The following is a 17752-nucleotide window of genomic DNA, read 5'->3' as shown; positions in this document are numbered from 1 at the left end:
GGAGAGTTGACTATGTTAAAAATTGGTTCACACGTTTCGGTTTCAGGTAAGAAGATGCTGCTCGCTGGCAGTGAGGAAGCCGTCTCGTACGGTGCGACGACGATGATGGTCTATACGGGCGCGCCTCAAAACACGCGTCGTAAACCGATCGAGGAGTTAAATATCGAAGCGGCGCTCGTCCACATGGCGGCGCATGACATCGAGGAGATAGTCGTCCACGCCCCATACATCATCAACCTGGGCAATACGACGAAACCCGAGACGTTCGAACTCGCGGTCTCGTTTTTGGCGGCTGAAATCAAGCGGGCCGAAGCGCTACAAGTCGCCCGCCATGTCGTCCTTCACCCAGGCGCCCATGTCGGTGCCGGCGAAGACGTCGGTCTCGCTCGCATCATCGAAGGCTTGAATGAAGTGCTGACCGGAGACGAGACGGTGAAGATCGCCCTCGAGACGATGGCAGGAAAAGGAAGCGAACTCGGGAAGACGTTTGAAGAACTCGCGACGATCATCGACGGAGTGACGCATAACGACCGGCTGTCGGTCTGTTTCGACACGTGCCACGTCCATGACGCCGGGTATGACCTCGTGGGGGACTTAGACGGCGTGATTGCCGAGTTTGACCGCATCGTCGGAATCGACCGACTCGGCGTCATCCACGTCAACGATTCGAAAAACGTGCGCGGGGCGAGAAAAGACCGCCACGAAAATATCGGCTACGGGGAAATCGGTTTTGACGCGTTGAACCGAATCATCCATCATGAGGCGTTCGCGCATTTGCCAAAAATTCTTGAAACACCTTACATTCCAATCAGCGAGAAGACGAAAGTCGCGCCGTATAAGCAAGAGATCGACATGTTCCGATTAGGCGCGTTCGACGCCGAATGGCGCGAACGATTCGCGCTCGCGCATCAATAAGCGATGAGCGTGCTAAAGATCGATCCAGAGACGTATGACGTATTTGCGGCGCTCCCGACATACTTTCGCGAGCAGAGCCCGTTTTACATTGAAGGAAGCATTGAGGGACGAGCCTTGATCGAAGTCGTTGGATATGGGATCGTCGCGGAAGTCGAGATTATGCTCGTCGAGACGACGACGCGCCCCGACGACCGGTATTGGCGAACGCGTCCCGACGATGAAGTTCGAGACTATTGTCTCGTCGATTTAGTCGGCCTTGATTTTCATCATCCGCTGCTCAAGAGTGGTATGTACGACGTGTCGACGTCATATGCGACGTTAAAAGATATGTGGGACCGCGGTTATCAAGTCCCGTCCCAACGCTGGACACGGCAAACGTACGAGACGCATCTAGCCCGGGAACGAATGATGATGCACCGTATCGCTTCCGTCACGGCTTGTACGAGCTGTGGAGTCGACTTGATAGACAGGTATGGGGCGATGGCCCATCGTCTGCTAGAGTACCATCTTGAAGGAGACAGCGGGATGTGGGTCTGTCCGACTTGTCATAAGGCGATCCATCATGCAGAGTAACAAAAAGAACGATGCCCGCGGGCATCGTTCTTTTTGTTTAAAATGGCCAGTTCGCAAGCGCGAATTGGTAAACTTTCATCCCGAGAAAGACGCCAAAGATTCCAATGACGCCAGGCAAGACCGGGGGGGCAGGCAACGGCAACTTCAAGGCAGTGAAAATCATGCCACAGATGAGGCCGGCGAGCAACGAGAGTAAGATTTCTTGCATAAATGATTCCTCCATATTCGAAAATGAAAGCGTTTCAACTAACTGAACGAACTAATTATACAATGTTCTTTCTCGTTTGAGAAGTCTAACATCAGTCATCAGTCATTTTCTCATTTTCGGCCCGGAGGCGAAGGACTTCACGTTCGGCCCAGTTTGACGGCTCCCGTTCGAAGACGCTCGGGATGTTGTTCCAACGGCCGCCTGTATATTGATGGATGATGATCTGCGATTGAATTTTCTCTTGGCCAGGTTCTTGCTTGATGTAGACGTAACTGCCATCGGCGCGTTGGATCCGCGCTTTGACGTTATCGACGAGCTGTAGCGCGAGCATGTCTTTAATGTATGACTTATGACCCGCATCTAGGATTGGGAACAAGATCTCGATGCGCTTTTTCATGTTTCGGGTCATCCAGTCCGCAGACGAGCAATACAAGTCTTCTTTCCCGTTTTGGTAGAAATAGAAGATGCGAGAATGTTCTAGATAGCGGTCGATGATCGAGACGACACGAATATTTTCCGAGACGCCTTTAATGCCCGGCCGCAGGCAACAGATGCCGCGAATGATCAAATCGATCTTGACCCCGGCCTGAGACGCGTCATACAGCTTCGTAATGATCGACTTGTCGGTGAGCGAGTTCATCTTGGCGACGATGCGACCGTTCCCATACTTCTCATGCAGTTTGATCTCGTCTTGAATCTTGTGAAGGAAGAAGTCGAGCATGTCGTCAGGCGACGTCTCGAACTCGTGCCAAGACGGTCGTTCACCGTAACCGGAGAGCCAGTTGAAGAAGTTGGTCGCATCTTCGGCCAAGTCCTCGTTCGTCGTCAACAAGCCGATGTCCGTATAAAGCTTCGCCGTCGAGTCGTTGTAGTTACCGGTACCGAGGTGGACGAAGCGTTGGAGGACACCTCCTTCTAGAATCCGTACGACAAGCGTGATCTTCGAGTGCGTTTTTAACTCTTTATAGCCGTAGATGACGTGGGCCCCGGCTTTTTCGAGCTGTTTCGCCCATTGAATGTTCTTCTCTTCATCGAACCGAGCCTTTAGTTCGACGAGGACGGTGACTTGTTTGCCGCTCTCAGCAGCGTCAGTGAGCGCTTTAATGATCGGTGAATCGCCAGACACACGGTAAAGCGTCTGCTTGATGGCCAAGACGTTCGGGTCTTTCGCGGCCTGGGCGATAAAGCGGACGACCGGGTCGAACGAATGGTATGGGTGATGGAGCAAGTAATCCTTTTTCAGGACGGCCTTGAACAAGTCCTTGCCGGGCTCGAGTCCTTCCGGGACGAACGGGATGAGCGTCTCGTTGATCATCTCATCATACTCGATTCCGATCTTATTATAGATGCCAAACAAGAACGTCAAATCGATCGGTCCGTCGACGACGAAAATGTCGCGGTCGTGCAGATCGAGGACGTCTTGCAGCATAAACAACAGTTCTTTACTGAGTGAACGTTGTTGGACCTCGAGGCGGATGCCGACGCCGTAACGGCGTTTCTTCAATTCTTTCTCGATCTGTTTCAACACATCGTGACTGCCTTCTTCATGGAACGGCATGTCAGCGTTACGGGTGATCCGGAACGGCATCGTCGACTCGACTTCAAAGCCTTTGAAGAGCGAATCGATGAATTGGATGATGACGTCTTCGAGCAACATCAAATCGGCATGTTCTTCGTCTTCTGTCGGCAGTTCGAGAAAACGCGGTAGGACGGCCGGTACTTGAACGAGGGCGAGTCGCTTTTTGCCTTCTGAGGTCGACGAGATTTCGACGGCGATATTGAGCGATTTTGACAACAGCATCGGGAACGGGCGATACGCATCGACCGCGATCGGTGTCAAGACCGGGAAGACGTGGGTCCGAAAATACAGTTTAACAAAATCAAGTTGCTCTTTGTTCAAGTGCTTCGGACGTAAAAAGCGGACGTTTTCTGTTCCGAGTTGTTTGACGATTTTTTTATACGTCGCATATTGGACTTCGACGAGTTCTTGGGCCTTGATTGAGATCGCTTTAATTTGCTGCTTCGGTGTCAGCCCGGCCTTGTCCTCCGGTTGGTTGAATCCGGCGAGCACCTCGTCTTTCAGTCCTCCAAAACGGACCATGTAGAACTCATCGAGGTTTGCACTGAAGATGCCGAGAAATTTGAGGCGTTCCATGAGCGGATTGCGGTCATCGATCGCTTCTTGGAGCACGCGCTCGTTAAAGCTGAGCCAGCTCAATTCGCGGTTGTTAAAATGTTCTGGTAAGTAAGTCGTCATAAAGTGATCCTCTCCTCTACGCGTAACTCGATCGTCGTTTCGATCGCGCGTTCTAAATGCTTTTTGTGACGGATGCCGCGCTGCAATTCAAAGCGCGGGGACGTCGATGTATGAAGGGTGAAGGCAAGCCCGTCGTCTGTTGTCTCGACGTCGATGTTCTCGACGACTTGACGCTCGGTCAAATCGAGCGCGTCGACAAGTTTGACGATTGATCCGATCAGCTCTAGACTCTTCAACATTTTCGAGTCGAACCATTCAGGAAAGCCCTCGATATGCTGTTCGAGCAGGCGCCGTGACTTGTAAGACGTGACGAGCGCCAGGGCGAGCCGGTCTTCGTTGTTCATGCCTTTAAAGTCATTGGTCGTGATCAAATGGAACGTGTGGTCGCTCTTGTTGTTATGGTCGATGTATTCACCGACGTAAGCGAGACGGCAAGCTGCTTCTAACAGTCCCGGTTCGAACGGTTTTGGTTTGATCGTCTTCGCCTCGATCAAGCCCATATAAATTTGACGGGCCAGATGGACGAGATGACGATGCCGGACCGGATCGACGTCGTATTGTTTCTCGAAGTGGCGGAAACTTTCTTCTTTGACATCGGCGAAACGGATCTCGTTGTTCTCTTTTAAATAGTATTCATAAAATAGCCCTTCCCGCAGACCGTTATTGCTCATCGTAAACTCAGGCACTTTTAAATAGCGGGCCAGTTCATCGATTGCGGTCACGGCCGGAGCGATGATGTCCATCCGATCTTTTGACAGGCCATCGAGTCGTCCGAGTTGTTTCGTCGACATGTCGATCAGTTCATCGACGACTTCGTGAAGCCGGTCGGCACCGAGCGTATATTGATGGATGCCTTCAAGCGGGAAGTGGGACAACGACTGTTCGACGCGGACGAGGTTTCGGGCGGTCCCGCCGACACCGACGAGCGGAACACCGTGAGGGACGAGCCAATCGATGTCTTTGAACGCCTTCTTCAAGAACGCGGTCAGTTGTTTCCGCTCATCTTTCGAGAGCGTGTCGCCTGACATAAAATCGTTCGTCAACGTGACGGCACCGAACGGGAAACTATGATAAAAGACGAGCTCGCGGTCTTTGAAGTAAGTCACTTCCATTGAGCCGCCGCCGATGTCGACCGAATAGCCGTCTTCGATATAAGTCGAGTTGACGATGGCCGAGTATCCGTAATACGCCTCTTCATAGTCACTTAACAAGCGGATCTCCATCCCGGTCGCGTCAAGGACCTCGTTTAAAATCGCTTCAGAATTGCTGGCGTTGCGGATGGCTGCGGTCGCGACCGGCAACATCTCTTTGACGCCATGATGCTTGTTCAGGCTAATGAAATGGTCGAGTGTCTCGATTAACGATTGGATGCCCATTTCGGACAGTTCGTTCGCATCGGTGATATGACTCGAGAGCCGAGCGACTTCCTTCACGTTCAACCGTTCAAAATATTGGCCGTGTCGATTCACTTCAAAAATGACGTTGCGAATCGAGTTTGACCCGATATCAATGACTGCTAATTTTTTTTCCACGGTAAATCCCCCTCTGCGATACCTCTAGTGTACAACGAACACTAGACAAACTCATCTTGATTTTGTGTGAAGACGTGACGACGAGCGCCTCGATCTTCTCAAACTTGAAGCATTTAATAATATTCTGTATAATACAGACGCTGAGCAAGTAGAAATGATTACGATTTATCAAACGAGAGAAGGGTAGCTCATGACGACATCTGTCGTAAAATTAGATCATGTTTCGTATTATTATGATGGCACGGCCGCACTTCGGGACGTGTCCATCGATATCAAGCAAGGTGATTTCGTCGCCATCGTCGGCGAGAACGGGTCAGGCAAGTCGACGTTGATTCGGACGATCCTTGGTCTATTGAGCCCGCAGGCGGGAACGGTCGAACTGTTCGGTCGCCCGCAAGGCCAATTCAAGGACAAGTCCCGTATCAGTTACGTTTCCCAAAAAGCGGCGTCATTTAACTCGGGGTTTCCGGTGACGGTCGAAGAAGTCGTCGCCATGGGCCGGTACGGACGGCTAGGCCTGTTCAAGCGATTGAACATGGAAGATAAGGCCGCCATTCAAAATGCACTCGAGACGGTCAACATGTGGCAGTATCGGAATCGCAAAATCGGAAGCCTGTCCGGTGGGCAGCAGCAGCGTGTGTTCATCGCCCGGGCCATCGTCAACCAACCCGATTTGCTCATCTTGGATGAGCCGACGGTCGGGGTCGACCAAAAGCATCTGCGGGACTTTTATGAAGTGCTCCACTTGTTGCGCGAGCAGACGTCGTGCACGTTCATCCTCGTCACGCACGACTTAAACGTCGTCACCGACCTCGTCACGAAAGTCGTCCATCTTGACCGGGGACGTATGGCCTGTAACTGTGGGTTGAAAGAGTATAGCGAACTAGGAGAACTTGCCGCCATCAAGCCGTATCCCGTCAAAGTCCTCGTTCATGAAGGTATGTCATGATTGCCGACTTGTTAACCTATAGTTTTTTACGTTATGCGTTCATAGCGGCCGTCGTCATCGGGTTTACGGCCCCGTTGATCGGTTCTTTCGTCGTCGTCAGACGGATGAGTCTGATTGCCGACGCTTTGTCACACGTGACACTCGCCGGCATCTCCTTCAGTTTGTTTCTCGGACAGTATGTCTTGTTCTTCTCTGACTTGAATCCGCTCTACCTCGGGACGCTCGTCTCGGTGCTCGCGGCGCTCGGTCTCGATTGGCTCCGCAATAAGTACGTCCATTTCCAAGAGCTGTCGATCCCGATCATGATGTCGGCGGGGATGGGGCTGAGCGCGATCTTCATTTCGTTGTCGCGAGGCTTCTCGGTCGATTTGTCGACGCTGTTGTTCGGTTCGATTTCAGCGGTCAGTCCGTCTGATATCGGTTTGATTCTAGCTGTCGCGCTCATCACGGTCATCGTCATCGTCGTGTTTTATAAACAGCTTTTGTTCTTGTCGTTCGATGAAGAACAAGCGAAAGTGTCCGGGTTGCCGAGCACGTTGTTACACATGTTGTTCATGTTCGTCGTCGCGCTCGTCATCGCTGTCAGTATGCGGATCGTCGGCACGTTGCTCGTCTCGAGCTTGATCACGTTACCGGTCGCGGCCGCACTCCGGTTCACGAACAGTTTCAAACAGACGATTGTTTGGGCAATCGTGTTCGGTGAGCTTGCGACGATTGGGGGACTTGTCCTCGCCTACGAACTAGACGTCGCCCCGGGCGGTGTCATCGTCTTGCTCGCCGTCTTGATTTTGGCTGCCGTCATGTTGTTTGAGAAGATCGGATCGTTACGGAAGAAGGAGGTACTCCATGAAACAGACTGAACAAATCGAACGGTTGCAATCGTCGTCATTGAAAGTGACGCCGAAACGGATTGAGATGTACGCTTATTTGGCGACCGAAGAACGCTACGTCAGTGCGAAAGACGTCCTGGATTATATGCGTTCGAAACATCCGACGATGAGCTTTGATACGGTCTACCGGAACTTGAAGTCGTTTGCGGAGGAAGGGTTGCTCGAAGCGACCGAGTTGAACGGTGAGAAAGCGTTCCGGGTCACGTGTGGCTCATCGCACCACCACCATCATTTGATCTGCCGCGGGTGCGGCAAGACGAAACTGCTCGAACTTTGCCCGATGCGTTACGTAGAGACGCTTGACCCTGATTTTGAGGTCATCGATCATAAATTTGAGATTTACGGGTATTGTAAACAATGTAAGTAAGGAGGTTGATTACTGCAACTTCCTTTTTTGTGTACATATAAGAAAGGAGTGAGTCGATGATTTATACGGCAAGCGACATCAAGCGAGCGGATGAACAGGCTTTTGCGCACGGGACGACGCCCGAAGCCTTGATGGAGCGGGCGGCGCTGGCCTTGACGAATCGTTTGGTGATTCGAGCAGAGGCGTCCGTCCTCGTCGTCTGTGGACGAGGGAATAACGGGGGCGACGGTTGGGTCATCGCCCGTGAACTGCACCGGCGTGGGTATGACGTCAGCGTCTGGGCACCACTCGGCGAGCCGAGATCGCCAGAAGCCTTGACGCACGCAGCGTTAGCGAAGCAAGTGGTCCCGGTCGTAGATGATCCGAGACGGACGGACTATATTATCGACGCCTTGTTCGGAGTCGGCCTTGACGGACCGGTCACAGGGAAAGCGAGAGACGTGATCACCTGGATGTGCGACCAAGCGGCGACGGTGATCGCGGTCGATGTCCCGTCCGGTGTGCCGAGCGACGAGACGAGCCGGTTCGACGGGCACGCGATCAAAGCCGATCAGACGTTGACGTTACATGGTTACAAGCGAAGTGCGTTCTTGAATCAAACTGCACCGTTTTACGGGAAAGTCGAACGAATCGACATCGGGTTGCCTGAGACGTCGAACTGGCGCGTGTTGACGGAGACCGATTTTGACCGCGGTCTGTTATCCCGTGATCCATATGGCCATAAATCGACTTACGGTCATGGCCAGCTCGTCGGCGGGAGCCGCCACTTGATCGGGGCACCGTTTCTAGCAGCTCAGGCCGCCCTTCGGAGCGGACTCGGACTACTCGATTTGGCGGTGCCGGCTGAGGCGATGGCACTGGCCGCAACGTTACCGGAGGCGATGTTTTACGAGATCGATGCCATACCGGATGCACGATACGCGGCGACGGCGATCGGTCCCGGCATGGTCGAGGATGAACGGTTGACGAACGCTTGGCAAGCGGTCAAGAAACGGACGACGCCAATCATCGTCGATGCCGGTGCGCTGACGCAGGAACACTTACAGGCGTCGGGCCCATTGACGCTCACCCCGCATCCCGGTGAACTTGCCCGGTTGACGGGACAGACGGTCGAGATGATCGAGGCAGACCGGTTCAAGGCCGCATCAGACTTTGCGAGGCAACATGGGGTTCATCTCATTCTAAAAGGGACGTACACGTTGATCGTTTCGCCAGACGGGACTGGTGCCGTCAACACGGTCGCAGCACCGGCACTCTCGAAAGGCGGGAGCGGTGACGTCCTGACCGGCATGCTGCTCGCGCTTTGGGCCCGGAGTGCGCGGATCGAGCCAGAGCAGCCCCCGAACGAACAAGCCGTCCTATGGCACGCGTTAGCCGCTAGGTCGGCGAGTGAACGGATCCATCCGGCAAGCGTTCTCGCGAGCGATGTCATCGAGGCGATCGGACTGGTATAAAAAAGAGGAATCCGGCGGCGGATTCCTCTTTTTTATAGGGTGATGATGGATTTTGTAGTCTCGAAGCTGTCGACGAGATGGAGTGCCTCGTTCCAAGACGTGATGCGTTTCACCCCGTCCGGTAACGGTCGACGATTATACGGGGCGTCGAACAAGAGCACCGGAATCAATGTCTGTTCATGGATCGAGATGGCATTCTCATAGCGATCCTCCATGAACAAGTCGAGCGCGAGATCTTTGACGACGCCGACTTTGTCGTGACTGCCTGTCATGATCAATGAGTCGAGCGGCAGTTCATGCTGTTTGATCCAGTCCTCGGTGACGGAGCGGACGGCCTCGCTGCGCGCCGTCACGTAGTGAAGTTGGTGCGTTTTCCGAATGTGCCAGAGCACTTCGTTCACTTCAGAGTGAGGGAGTGAACGCCGATAGATGGCTTCTTCATGACCGTGTTCGATCATGAACGTCCAAAAATCATGTTGCGTCATATTCGTGTACGTATGGAGCTCGTATTCGGTCGCCTGATGATAATCGATGGCGTAACCGAGCATGTCGTTCATATAGTGAAAGCAACTTTGCGGATCCGTGACGGTTCCGTCTAAATCTATCCCAATGTGCATCTTGATTCCTCCTTGCCATAACACTCATTGTATCAAAAGCCCGCTCGGTTGCAACCGAGCGGGCGAGAGATTAGTTAGATTGGTTGGCAAGTTGTTGTTCTTCAAGCTCACGCGCGGCAAGTTTCTCGGCGACGATGGCATCGATTTCTTTCTTCAACTCTTCGACCATCGTTGCTTCCGGTACTTTACGGATGATTTTCCCGTGACGGAAGAGCAGGCCTTCGTTACGGGCACCGGCGATGCCGATGTCCGCCTCACGTGCTTCACCCGGTCCGTTGACCGCGCAGCCGAGGACGGCGACTTTGATGTTGACGTTAATGTTTTGGATGTACTCTTCAACTTCTTTCGCAATCGAGATCAAATCGATTTCGATGCGGCCGCATGTCGGGCAAGAGATGAGCGTCGCGGCGTTAGCGGCTAGGCCGAACGACTTGAGCACTTCTTTGGCGACTTTGATCTCTTCGACAGGATCGTCAGACAGCGACACACGCACCGTCGAGCCGATCCCGAGTGAGAGGATCGCACCGAGTCCGGCCGCTGATTTGAGTGATCCTGAGAACAGCGGTCCTGATTCAGTGATCCCGACGTGGAGCGGGTAGTCGAACGTCTTCGCGGCGAGCGTGTACGCCTCGAGGGCAAGGTTCACGTCAGACGCTTTGAGCGAGATGATCGTGTTGTAAAAACCGAGGTCCTCTAAAATCTTGACGTGATGCATCGCACTTTCGACCATACCTTGAGCTGTCGGATATCCGTATTTTTCGAGGAACTGCTTCTCGAGCGAACCGGCGTTGACACCGATGCGGATCGGGATGCCTTTCGCTTTAGCGGCGTTAACGACCGCTTCGACTTTCTCACGGCGACCGATGTTACCGGGGTTGATCCGAATCTTATCGACACCGCTTTCGATGGCTTTCAACGCCAATTTGTAGTCGAAGTGAATATCGACGACGAGCGGGATGTTGATGCGACTCTTGATTTCAGCGAGCGCGTCGGCCGCTCGCTCATCTGGACAAGCGACGCGGACGATTTGGCAACCTGCTTCTTCAAGACGTAAAATTTCGGCGACAGTCGCTTCGACGTCGTGCGTTTTCGTCGTCGTCATCGACTGAATGACGACTTCATCAGACCCTCCGATGATGACGTTGCCGACACGAATCGGACGAGTTAATGAACGGTGTAAGATTTCTGACATATACGTAATCTCCTTCTTTTGGAAAGGTTCCAATCGATTTAGATGGTTGGTTTCTTTCTTATCATAACGAAATGCTTGTGAAAAAGCACCCGGCAAGCGCTCCTAAGATGTGCTCTTTACAAAGTCTAACGTTATCTTAACAGATGCTTCATAATTTTCCACCGTCTCAAGACCGATATATCGGACGAATAGCAAGTTGAGAAAGGTGAGGATTAGATGTGTTAACGCGATTGCAACAGCTGTGGAAGCAACGGCGTCCTGAAGGCGTCAAAATTGAACGGCGTCTCCAATGGACGCTGATGCCGCTTGTCGTCATCCTGTTTTTGACGACGTTCGGTTGGTTCGCGCTGAAAGCGGAACACCTGTTGACAGCTGAAGTCGAGAAGCGCTTACTCCGAGAAGCGACAGTCATGCGCGAGACAGTCAAAACGACGTATGGGGCATACCTATCAAATGAAAAAGGGTTGGTACGCTCGTTGAAGTCGACGTATATGCAACAGGCGTCAATTTTATCAGCGGACGGACTCGAGGCCGGTCAGTATTTGATACGAGACGAGCAAGTCGAGCAATTGACAGGAAAAAAAGCGAGCAAGCAGCTTGAAGACAAATTTAATGAAGTGACAGTGAACGAACTCGCAGTCATCGAACGAGGCGACTTCTTCTTAGCAACGGTTCCGATCCCAGAACTACAAGCTCATTACGTATTGGCTGTCACGAGACAATCGGTACTTGGGTCGATGTGGGAACTTCGACAGGCGCTTTTCGCTGTGATTGTCATAGCGATGGGAATCATTATCTATTTATTTTCTCGGATGATCCGTCGCGAAGTCAGACCGTTATCGCAGTTTGCGACGCGACTGCGTGAGGCGGTAGAGACGCGTGCTTTCAAAGAAGTAGACTTAGGAGCCAAGTCGTTCGAGATCCGTAGTTTAGAGCGTGAATACAATACGTTCATCGGGCTGTGGAAAAAGTCGTTGCTGACGATGGACGAGACGTCATCGGCGTTTGAGACGAGCTTGCCGACGTTCATGCGGCAACTTGCATCAAATGAACAACAAGTTGTCGCCTTTAAAGAAGTCGCAAGTACGGTCGAACAGACGAGTCGATCGTATCAGGCGTTCACGAGCGAATCGACGCATCGCTTTACGGACATTGCGGCCCATGTCGCGGCACTCAAACAAGATATTTCGGCTGTTGACTTGAGAGCGGTAGCGCTGCAACAAACGATTTCGAGCGAAATTGCCTCGTTTGCTTCGGTCAGAGGCGTGAGCGAGCAGTTCAAAGAGAAGGCGGGTAGTATCCAAGAACGTTTACGCGACAGCGCGAAAACGTCAGAACGAGCCGACGAAGCGCTTCAGACGATCTTATCGGTCGCGGCAGCCACGAAGATGTTGGCACTGAACGCCTCGATCGAAGCGGCTCGTGCCGGGGAACATGGAAAAGGGTTTGCTGTCGTCGCTCATGAAGTCGGTCAGCTAGCGAAAGTGACGAATGAATCTTCGATACTTGCCGTTGCGGCGATTGGGCAAATCAAATCCGAACGGGAAGAAATTTTTAGCGATATGATTCGCTTCGGCGACGATATCCTTCATCTAGGTGAGGCGTTGGACCGAGTTGAAGCAGGGATTGCGAAAATCAATTACGAAGTGCGTGACCAAATGCTTGAGTTCCAATCGATCACGGATCAGACGGCCGCAACGGGAAGGCAGTTGCTCCACATGGCGGAAGCGAACGAACAACTGAAAGAAATCGGCTTGGCGCTCGAGCGGAAGTTGAACGAATTGTATGAAGGGGTCGAAGTATGGACGGACGTTCAAGAAACGTTACAAGCAGCCGGGACAGACCTGGGTCACCAAAGTCGACGCCTGCAGGAAGTACTTACTGAACTTGCACCGAAGACGTGATAAAACTCGGGACAGCGCGAATTAGCGCCGTCCCGAGTTTTTTTGTTTAAGCGGGATTTGGAATAGTGGGACGGTCAAGTAGACGATCGTGACGACGAAACCGAGCCATAGAAGTGCGGACACGGCGTGATACAAGGCGACGAGCACGAGCGTCGGGACGAGTGTCATCGCGACCGCGTAAGGCCAAGCTTGCCGATACGGCCACGGTTTCTTCATTCGAAGTCTCGTCACGAGTTGAACGAACAAGGCGGCGACGGCGACCCACATCATATAGAAGAAGAAAATGGCGAAGCCGTGTAAAAACAGCCACATCGGTGCGAAAAAATCGGGCCGCAAGACGAGGTAATCTAAGACAGTCGCGACGATTGTAAAGACGAGGCTCGCCAACATATAAGCGTGTAGCGGAGCTAGACGGAGTCGTAGCGTTTGCTTCGTAGGTAGCAGGCTATGGCGGATAAACATTGATGTCGTTTTAAGCATACAGACAAAACCCCATTCTGTTATAGTACAAATTATCTAAAATACATAAAAATAAGACAGCTATTTAATAAAACCTTAACATTAAACGTGTTTACATCGACTCAGGGAAGAAGGCATAATGAGTAGGGCAACAAGAACCAATTAAACACAACCAATTCACAATCAAAAGGAGTACAAAAATCGTGGAATACAATTTGCAAGAAATGTTATTCATGTTTTTTGGAGGATTAGGGATCTTCCTATTCGGTATCAAATCGATGGGAGACGGCCTTCAAAAGTCTGCAGGAGATCGACTCCGCGACATCCTTGATAAGTATACATCGAATCCGTTCCTCGGAGTACTAGCCGGGATCATTGTTACGGTCTTACTTCAAACATCAAGTGGAACAACCGTCATTACGGTCGGTCTTGTCAGCGCCGGTTTCATGACGCTCCGTCAAGCGATCGGGGTCATCATGGGTGCGAACATCGGGACGACGGTAACGGCGTTCATCATCGGGATTGACATTGGTGCTTATGCACTTCCGATTATCGCAGTCGGTGCGATTCTTTTGTTCTTCTTTAAAAGAGAGAAATTCCAACACCTCGGACAAATCTTCTTCGGATTCGGGATGCTGTTCTACGGTCTCGAACTCATGGGAGACGGGATGCGCCCGCTTCGTTCGAGTGAATATTTCATTGATTTGACGCAATCGATGAGTGACAATCCGTTCCTAGGCGTCATCGTCGGTACGGTGTTCACGGTCATCGTTCAATCGTCTTCTGCGACGATCGGGATTTTGCAAGAACTGTACGCAGGTGGCTCGATCCAACTCGATGCAGCACTGCCTGTCTTGTTCGGTGACAACATCGGGACGACGATCACGGCGATTCTCGCTTCAATCGGTGCCTCGGTCGCGGCTCGTCGTGCGGCGGCAGCTCACGTTATCTTTAACTTGATCGGGACAGCCATGTTCTTGATTATTTTGCCGCTCTTCACGCGATATATTTTGTGGATCACAGACTTATTAGCTATCGAAGACAAGATGCAAATCGCCTTCGCGCACGGTACGTTCAACGTCGTCAACACGTTTGTCCAGTTCTGGTTCATCGGGACGATTGCTTGGCTCGTGACGAAACTCGTACCAGGTGAAGATTCAATCGTCGATACGAAAGCGCAACATCTAGACCCTGTCTTCATCCAACAGTCGCCTTCGATCGCGGTCGAGCAAGCAAAATATGAAGTCATCCGCATGGGTGATTTCGCGAAGCTCGGTCTTGACGAAGCGCGCAGCTATATGGCGTCAGGAGACAAGAAACACGCTGAGAAGTCGGCACATATCGAAGAAGCGTTAAACTCATTGAACTCTAAAATCACGGATTATCTCGTCAAATTGGCGGCCGTCGATTTGACGGAGCACGAATCACAACAGCATAAGACACTCATGCATGCCATCAACGACATCGAGCGAATCGGTGACCACGTTGAGAACATCATCGAGTTGATCGACTATAAGACGGCGACACGGATCACCCTCTCACCTGATGCTCAAAAAGAGTTGACGGAAATGTATGATCTGACACGGGCCACACTCGAGAAGTCACTTCAAACGCTTGCGAGCGGTGACATGGTCGAGGCGCGTCAAGTCATCGAGATGGAAGCGAAACTCGACATGCTCGAGCGTCAATTCCGTAAAAATCATGTCGTTCGTTTGAACACAGGTGAATGTGACGGCCAAGCTGGTATGTTCTTCGTCGATATGCTCTCGAACCTTGAGCGGATCGGTGACCATGCGATGAACATCACGGAAATCACACTTGAAGATGCAACGAACGAAATATCGGTCTAACGTTTCAAAAAGTCTTGCTACTTAAGTTATAAGTAGCAAGACTTTTTTGCGTACGTGTGACTTTTCATTGACAGTAGAGGCTTCCTTCAGTATATTATTACTGTATAACAACGTGGCGGTGTAGCTCAGCTGGCTAGAGCGTACGGTTCATACCCGTGAGGTCGTGGGTTCGACTCCCTCCGCCGCTACCAATAAGGACCCTTAGCTCAGCTGGTTAGAGCAGACGGCTCATAACCGTCCGGTCGTAGGTTCAAGTCCTACAGGGTCCATCGAGGGCAGCTTTCTAATGAAAGCTGCTTTTTTGTTTACATTGTTGTTTTCAAAAGTGAAGACGCGGGTAAATATCCGTTAGCATTTTGTTTTTGAAAAATATGAAACGAGGCGAAGCGAGATGGAACGAAATCATACGATGATGCAATTTTTTGAATGGCACGTCCCGGCTGACCAAAAGCATTGGAAGCGATTGAAAGAACGGGCTTCTAAATTAAAAAAAGCAGGAATCACCGCACTTTGGTTGCCACCGGTCACAAAAGGTCAAAGTGATGAGGATACGGGATATGGTGTCTATGACTTGTATGATTTAGGCGAGTTTGATCAAAAAGGAACCGTCGCCACAAAATACGGGACGAAGCAAGAGCTGCTTGAGGCGACGAAACACGCCCAAGAACTCGGGATGCAAGTATATATGGATGTCGTGTTGAACCATAAAGCCGGAGCCGACGCGACCGAGAAGTTCGACGTGTTAGAAGTCGACCCGGAAGACCGGACGAAAGTGTTGTCGGAAGAACCGTTTGAGATTGAAGGTTGGACGAAGTTTGATTATAAAGCGCGAAACGGTAAGTACTCGTCGTTCAAATGGAACTTCCATCATTTCAACGGCACGGACTATGACGCGGCGAGCGAGCATAGCGGTATCTTCTTCATTTTAGGCGATAACAAAAAATGGAATGACAACGTCGATAGTGAGTTCGGCGTTTATGACTATTTGATGTTTGCGAACATTGACTATCATCATCCGGAAGTCCGGGAAGAAGTGTTAAGTTGGGGCAAGTGGTTCATCGAAGAGACGAAATGTGATGGCTTCCGTCTCGATGCGATCAAACATATCAACTATGATTTCGTCAAAGAGTTCAGCCAAACGATGAAAGATGAAAAAGGCGAGAACTTTTACTTGGTCGGTGAGTTTTGGAAGTCGGAGCTCGAAGATTGCCGCGCCTTTTTAGACAACATCGACTACCACGTCGATCTGTTCGACGTGCCGCTCCATTACAATTTGCAGCGTGCCTCGATTGAAGGCGCATCGTTTGATTTGCGGACGATCTTTGACGACACACTCGTCCAGTCCCACCCGCTTCACTCGGTCACGTTCGTCGACAACCATGACTCACAGCCGGCCGAGGCGCTCGAGTCATGGGTCGAAGATTGGTTCAAACAGAGTGCTTACGGTTTGATTTTACTCCGCCAAGACGGTTATCCGTGTGTTTTCTACGGTGATTACTACGGCATCAACGGGCCCCACCCGGTCGAAGGGAAGAAGCTGGCCATCGATCCACTTCTGTACGCCCGTCGTGAAAAAGCGTATGGGCAACAAGACGACTACTTCGATAACGAGCACGTGATCGGCTGGGTCCGACACGGCAGCGAGGATATCGAGCGTTCAGGTTGTGCCGTCATCATCTCGAATAACGAAGAGGCGGAGAAACAGATGTACGTCGGGGAGCATCGTGCCGGTGAGAAATGGGTCGACTTGACGCAGACGATCGATGAAATCATCGAGATTGACGAAGATGGAAAAGGGGTATTTAAAGTAGCGGCAGGATCGATCTCGGTCTGGGCGTTGCCGGACGAAGATGTGGAATAAGCCTTTACAATTGAGTAAGCCGTCACAAATCTGTTACATTTAAAACGAACGTTGTTCAAACCAATTTTAAGGGGGATTTTAGTTATGGCTAAATTTGAATTACCACAACTTGATTACGCATACGATGCACTCGAACCACACATTGACGCACGCACGATGGAAATCCACCATTCGAAACACCACAACGCTTACGTCACGAACGTGAACAATGCACTCGAAGGAAAAGACGTAGAGTACTCTTCACTTGAAGACTTGCTCCAAAAACTCGATTCGCTTCCTGCTGACATTCAGACAGCTGTTCGTAACAACGGCGGCGGTCATTGGAACCACTCGTTCTTCTGGAAGTTGTTGAAGAAAAACGAGAACGGGACGCCAACGGGCGAACTCGCAACGGCGATCGACGAAGCGTTCGGCAGCTTTGACGCGTTCAAAGATGAGTTCACGAAAGCCGCTACAACTCGTTTCGGTTCAGGTTGGGCTTGGCTCGTCGTCAAAGGCGGCAAGCTCGAAGTCACGTCGACACCGAACCAAGATTCACCGATCATGGAAGGCATCACGCCGATCCTTGGACTCGATGTTTGGGAGCATGCGTACTACTTGAACTATCAAAACCGTCGCCCGGACTACATCCAAGCGTTCTTCCACGTCATCGACTGGGATTACGTCGCGAAGCTTTACGCTGACGCCAAATAATGACACGATCCCGAGATTCGGTTGAATCTCG

At 51.5% G+C, this 17752-nt stretch carries 16 protein-coding genes and 2 tRNA genes; 12 read left to right on the top strand and 6 right to left on the bottom strand.

All coding sequences use genetic code 11. The features are described 5' to 3' along the window. The first annotated feature begins 12 nt into the window (after positions 1-12). Together EVJ21_RS09345 and EVJ21_RS09340 are read left to right on the top strand one after the other, a co-directional pair. Positions 13-915, top strand: coding sequence for a deoxyribonuclease IV (locus EVJ21_RS09345; protein ID WP_131442975.1), 903 nt, complete (start codon positions 13-15; stop codon positions 913-915). Positions 916-918: 3 nt separating this feature from the next. After that, positions 919-1488 carry a hypothetical protein gene (locus EVJ21_RS09340; RefSeq protein ID WP_131490385.1) on the top strand — a complete coding sequence of 190 codons (570 nt, stop codon included), beginning with the start codon at positions 919-921 and terminating at the stop codon, positions 1486-1488. Between the two features lie 37 nt (positions 1489-1525). Here EVJ21_RS09340 and EVJ21_RS09335 read toward each other — a convergent pair whose 3' ends face one another. The 3 genes from EVJ21_RS09335 to EVJ21_RS09325 all read right to left on the bottom strand — a co-directional run bounded on the left by EVJ21_RS09335 (position 1526) and on the right by EVJ21_RS09325 (position 5485). Continuing rightward, complete coding sequence (locus tag EVJ21_RS09335) at positions 1526-1696, bottom strand: DUF1427 family protein (protein ID WP_021065708.1); 171 nt, start codon at positions 1694-1696, stop codon at positions 1526-1528. Between the two features lie 91 nt (positions 1697-1787). Then, positions 1788-3953, bottom strand: coding sequence for an RNA degradosome polyphosphate kinase (locus tag EVJ21_RS09330; protein ID WP_070327011.1), 2166 nt, complete (start codon positions 3951-3953; stop codon positions 1788-1790). After that, positions 3950-5485 carry a Ppx/GppA family phosphatase gene (locus EVJ21_RS09325; RefSeq protein ID WP_131463779.1) on the bottom strand — a complete coding sequence of 512 codons (1536 nt, stop codon included), beginning with the start codon at positions 5483-5485 and terminating at the stop codon, positions 3950-3952. Before EVJ21_RS09325 ends, EVJ21_RS09330 begins: the two co-directional genes overlap by 4 nt. Before the next feature lie 190 nt (positions 5486-5675). Between EVJ21_RS09325 and EVJ21_RS09320 the strand changes: the two genes are divergently transcribed. The 4 genes from EVJ21_RS09320 to EVJ21_RS09305 are packed head-to-tail and all read left to right on the top strand — an operon-like array spanning position 5676 to position 9145. Then, positions 5676-6434 carry a metal ABC transporter ATP-binding protein gene (locus EVJ21_RS09320; protein ID WP_070327013.1) on the top strand — a complete coding sequence of 253 codons (759 nt, stop codon included), beginning with the start codon at positions 5676-5678 and terminating at the stop codon, positions 6432-6434. Then, positions 6431-7294: a metal ABC transporter permease gene (locus tag EVJ21_RS09315; protein ID WP_131442970.1), complete on the top strand. Its 864-nt coding sequence runs from the start codon at positions 6431-6433 to the stop codon at positions 7292-7294. Before EVJ21_RS09320 ends, EVJ21_RS09315 begins: the two co-directional genes overlap by 4 nt. Then, complete coding sequence (locus EVJ21_RS09310) at positions 7281-7691, top strand: Fur family transcriptional regulator (RefSeq protein ID WP_131463777.1); 411 nt, start codon at positions 7281-7283, stop codon at positions 7689-7691. Before EVJ21_RS09315 ends, EVJ21_RS09310 begins: the two co-directional genes overlap by 14 nt. A 56-nt stretch (positions 7692-7747) precedes the next feature. Further along, positions 7748-9145 carry an NAD(P)H-hydrate dehydratase gene (locus EVJ21_RS09305; RefSeq protein ID WP_131490384.1) on the top strand — a complete coding sequence of 466 codons (1398 nt, stop codon included), beginning with the start codon at positions 7748-7750 and terminating at the stop codon, positions 9143-9145. A gap of 32 nt (positions 9146-9177) precedes the next feature. Here the strand turns inward: EVJ21_RS09305 and EVJ21_RS09300 are convergent, their stop codons facing one another. Both EVJ21_RS09300 and ispG read right to left on the bottom strand, forming a co-directional pair. Next, a complete protein-coding gene (locus EVJ21_RS09300) occupies positions 9178-9762 on the bottom strand; it encodes a hypothetical protein (RefSeq protein ID WP_236633363.1) in 585 nt (194 codons plus the stop codon). A 70-nt stretch (positions 9763-9832) separates the two neighbouring features. Continuing rightward, positions 9833-10954: a flavodoxin-dependent (E)-4-hydroxy-3-methylbut-2-enyl-diphosphate synthase gene (ispG, locus tag EVJ21_RS09295; RefSeq protein WP_016508052.1), complete on the bottom strand. Its 1122-nt coding sequence runs from the start codon at positions 10952-10954 to the stop codon at positions 9833-9835. A 218-nt stretch (positions 10955-11172) separates the two neighbouring features. Here ispG and EVJ21_RS09290 point away from each other — a divergent pair, with 218 nt between their 5' ends. Further along, positions 11173-12858 carry a methyl-accepting chemotaxis protein gene (locus EVJ21_RS09290; RefSeq protein ID WP_131490383.1) on the top strand — a complete coding sequence of 562 codons (1686 nt, stop codon included), beginning with the start codon at positions 11173-11175 and terminating at the stop codon, positions 12856-12858. Between the two features lie 21 nt (positions 12859-12879). Here the strand turns inward: EVJ21_RS09290 and EVJ21_RS09285 are convergent, their stop codons facing one another. Then, complete coding sequence (locus EVJ21_RS09285) at positions 12880-13338, bottom strand: hypothetical protein (protein WP_236636580.1); 459 nt, start codon at positions 13336-13338, stop codon at positions 12880-12882. Positions 13339-13520: 182 nt separating this feature from the next. On the opposite strand from EVJ21_RS09285, the gene EVJ21_RS09280 reads away from it, so the two are divergent. The 5 genes from EVJ21_RS09280 (at position 13521) to EVJ21_RS09260 (ending at position 17721) form a co-directional block, all read left to right on the top strand. Beyond that, entirely contained in the window at positions 13521-15167 is a 1647-nt protein-coding gene (locus EVJ21_RS09280; RefSeq protein ID WP_131490382.1) for a Na/Pi cotransporter family protein, read from the top strand. Between the two features lie 114 nt (positions 15168-15281). Then, positions 15282-15358: transfer RNA gene (locus EVJ21_RS09275), tRNA-Met, on the top strand. 4 nt (positions 15359-15362) lie between these two features. After that, positions 15363-15436: transfer RNA gene (locus EVJ21_RS09270), tRNA-Ile, on the top strand. A 122-nt stretch (positions 15437-15558) separates the two neighbouring features. After that, on the top strand, positions 15559-17028 hold the full coding sequence (locus EVJ21_RS09265; protein ID WP_131490381.1) for an alpha-amylase: 1470 nt from the start codon (positions 15559-15561) through the stop codon (positions 17026-17028). 84 nt (positions 17029-17112) lie between these two features. Then, entirely contained in the window at positions 17113-17721 is a 609-nt protein-coding gene (locus EVJ21_RS09260) for a superoxide dismutase (RefSeq protein ID WP_071397750.1), read from the top strand. The last annotated feature ends 31 nt before the right edge of the window (positions 17722-17752 follow it).

The sequence above is a fragment of the Exiguobacterium sp. SH0S2 genome (assembly GCF_004337185.1).
Lineage (GTDB): Bacteria > Bacillota > Bacilli > Exiguobacteriales > Exiguobacteriaceae > Exiguobacterium > Exiguobacterium aurantiacum_A.
Note: the sequence above shows the minus strand (reverse complement) of the source record. Positions and strands in the feature narration are given on the sequence as shown.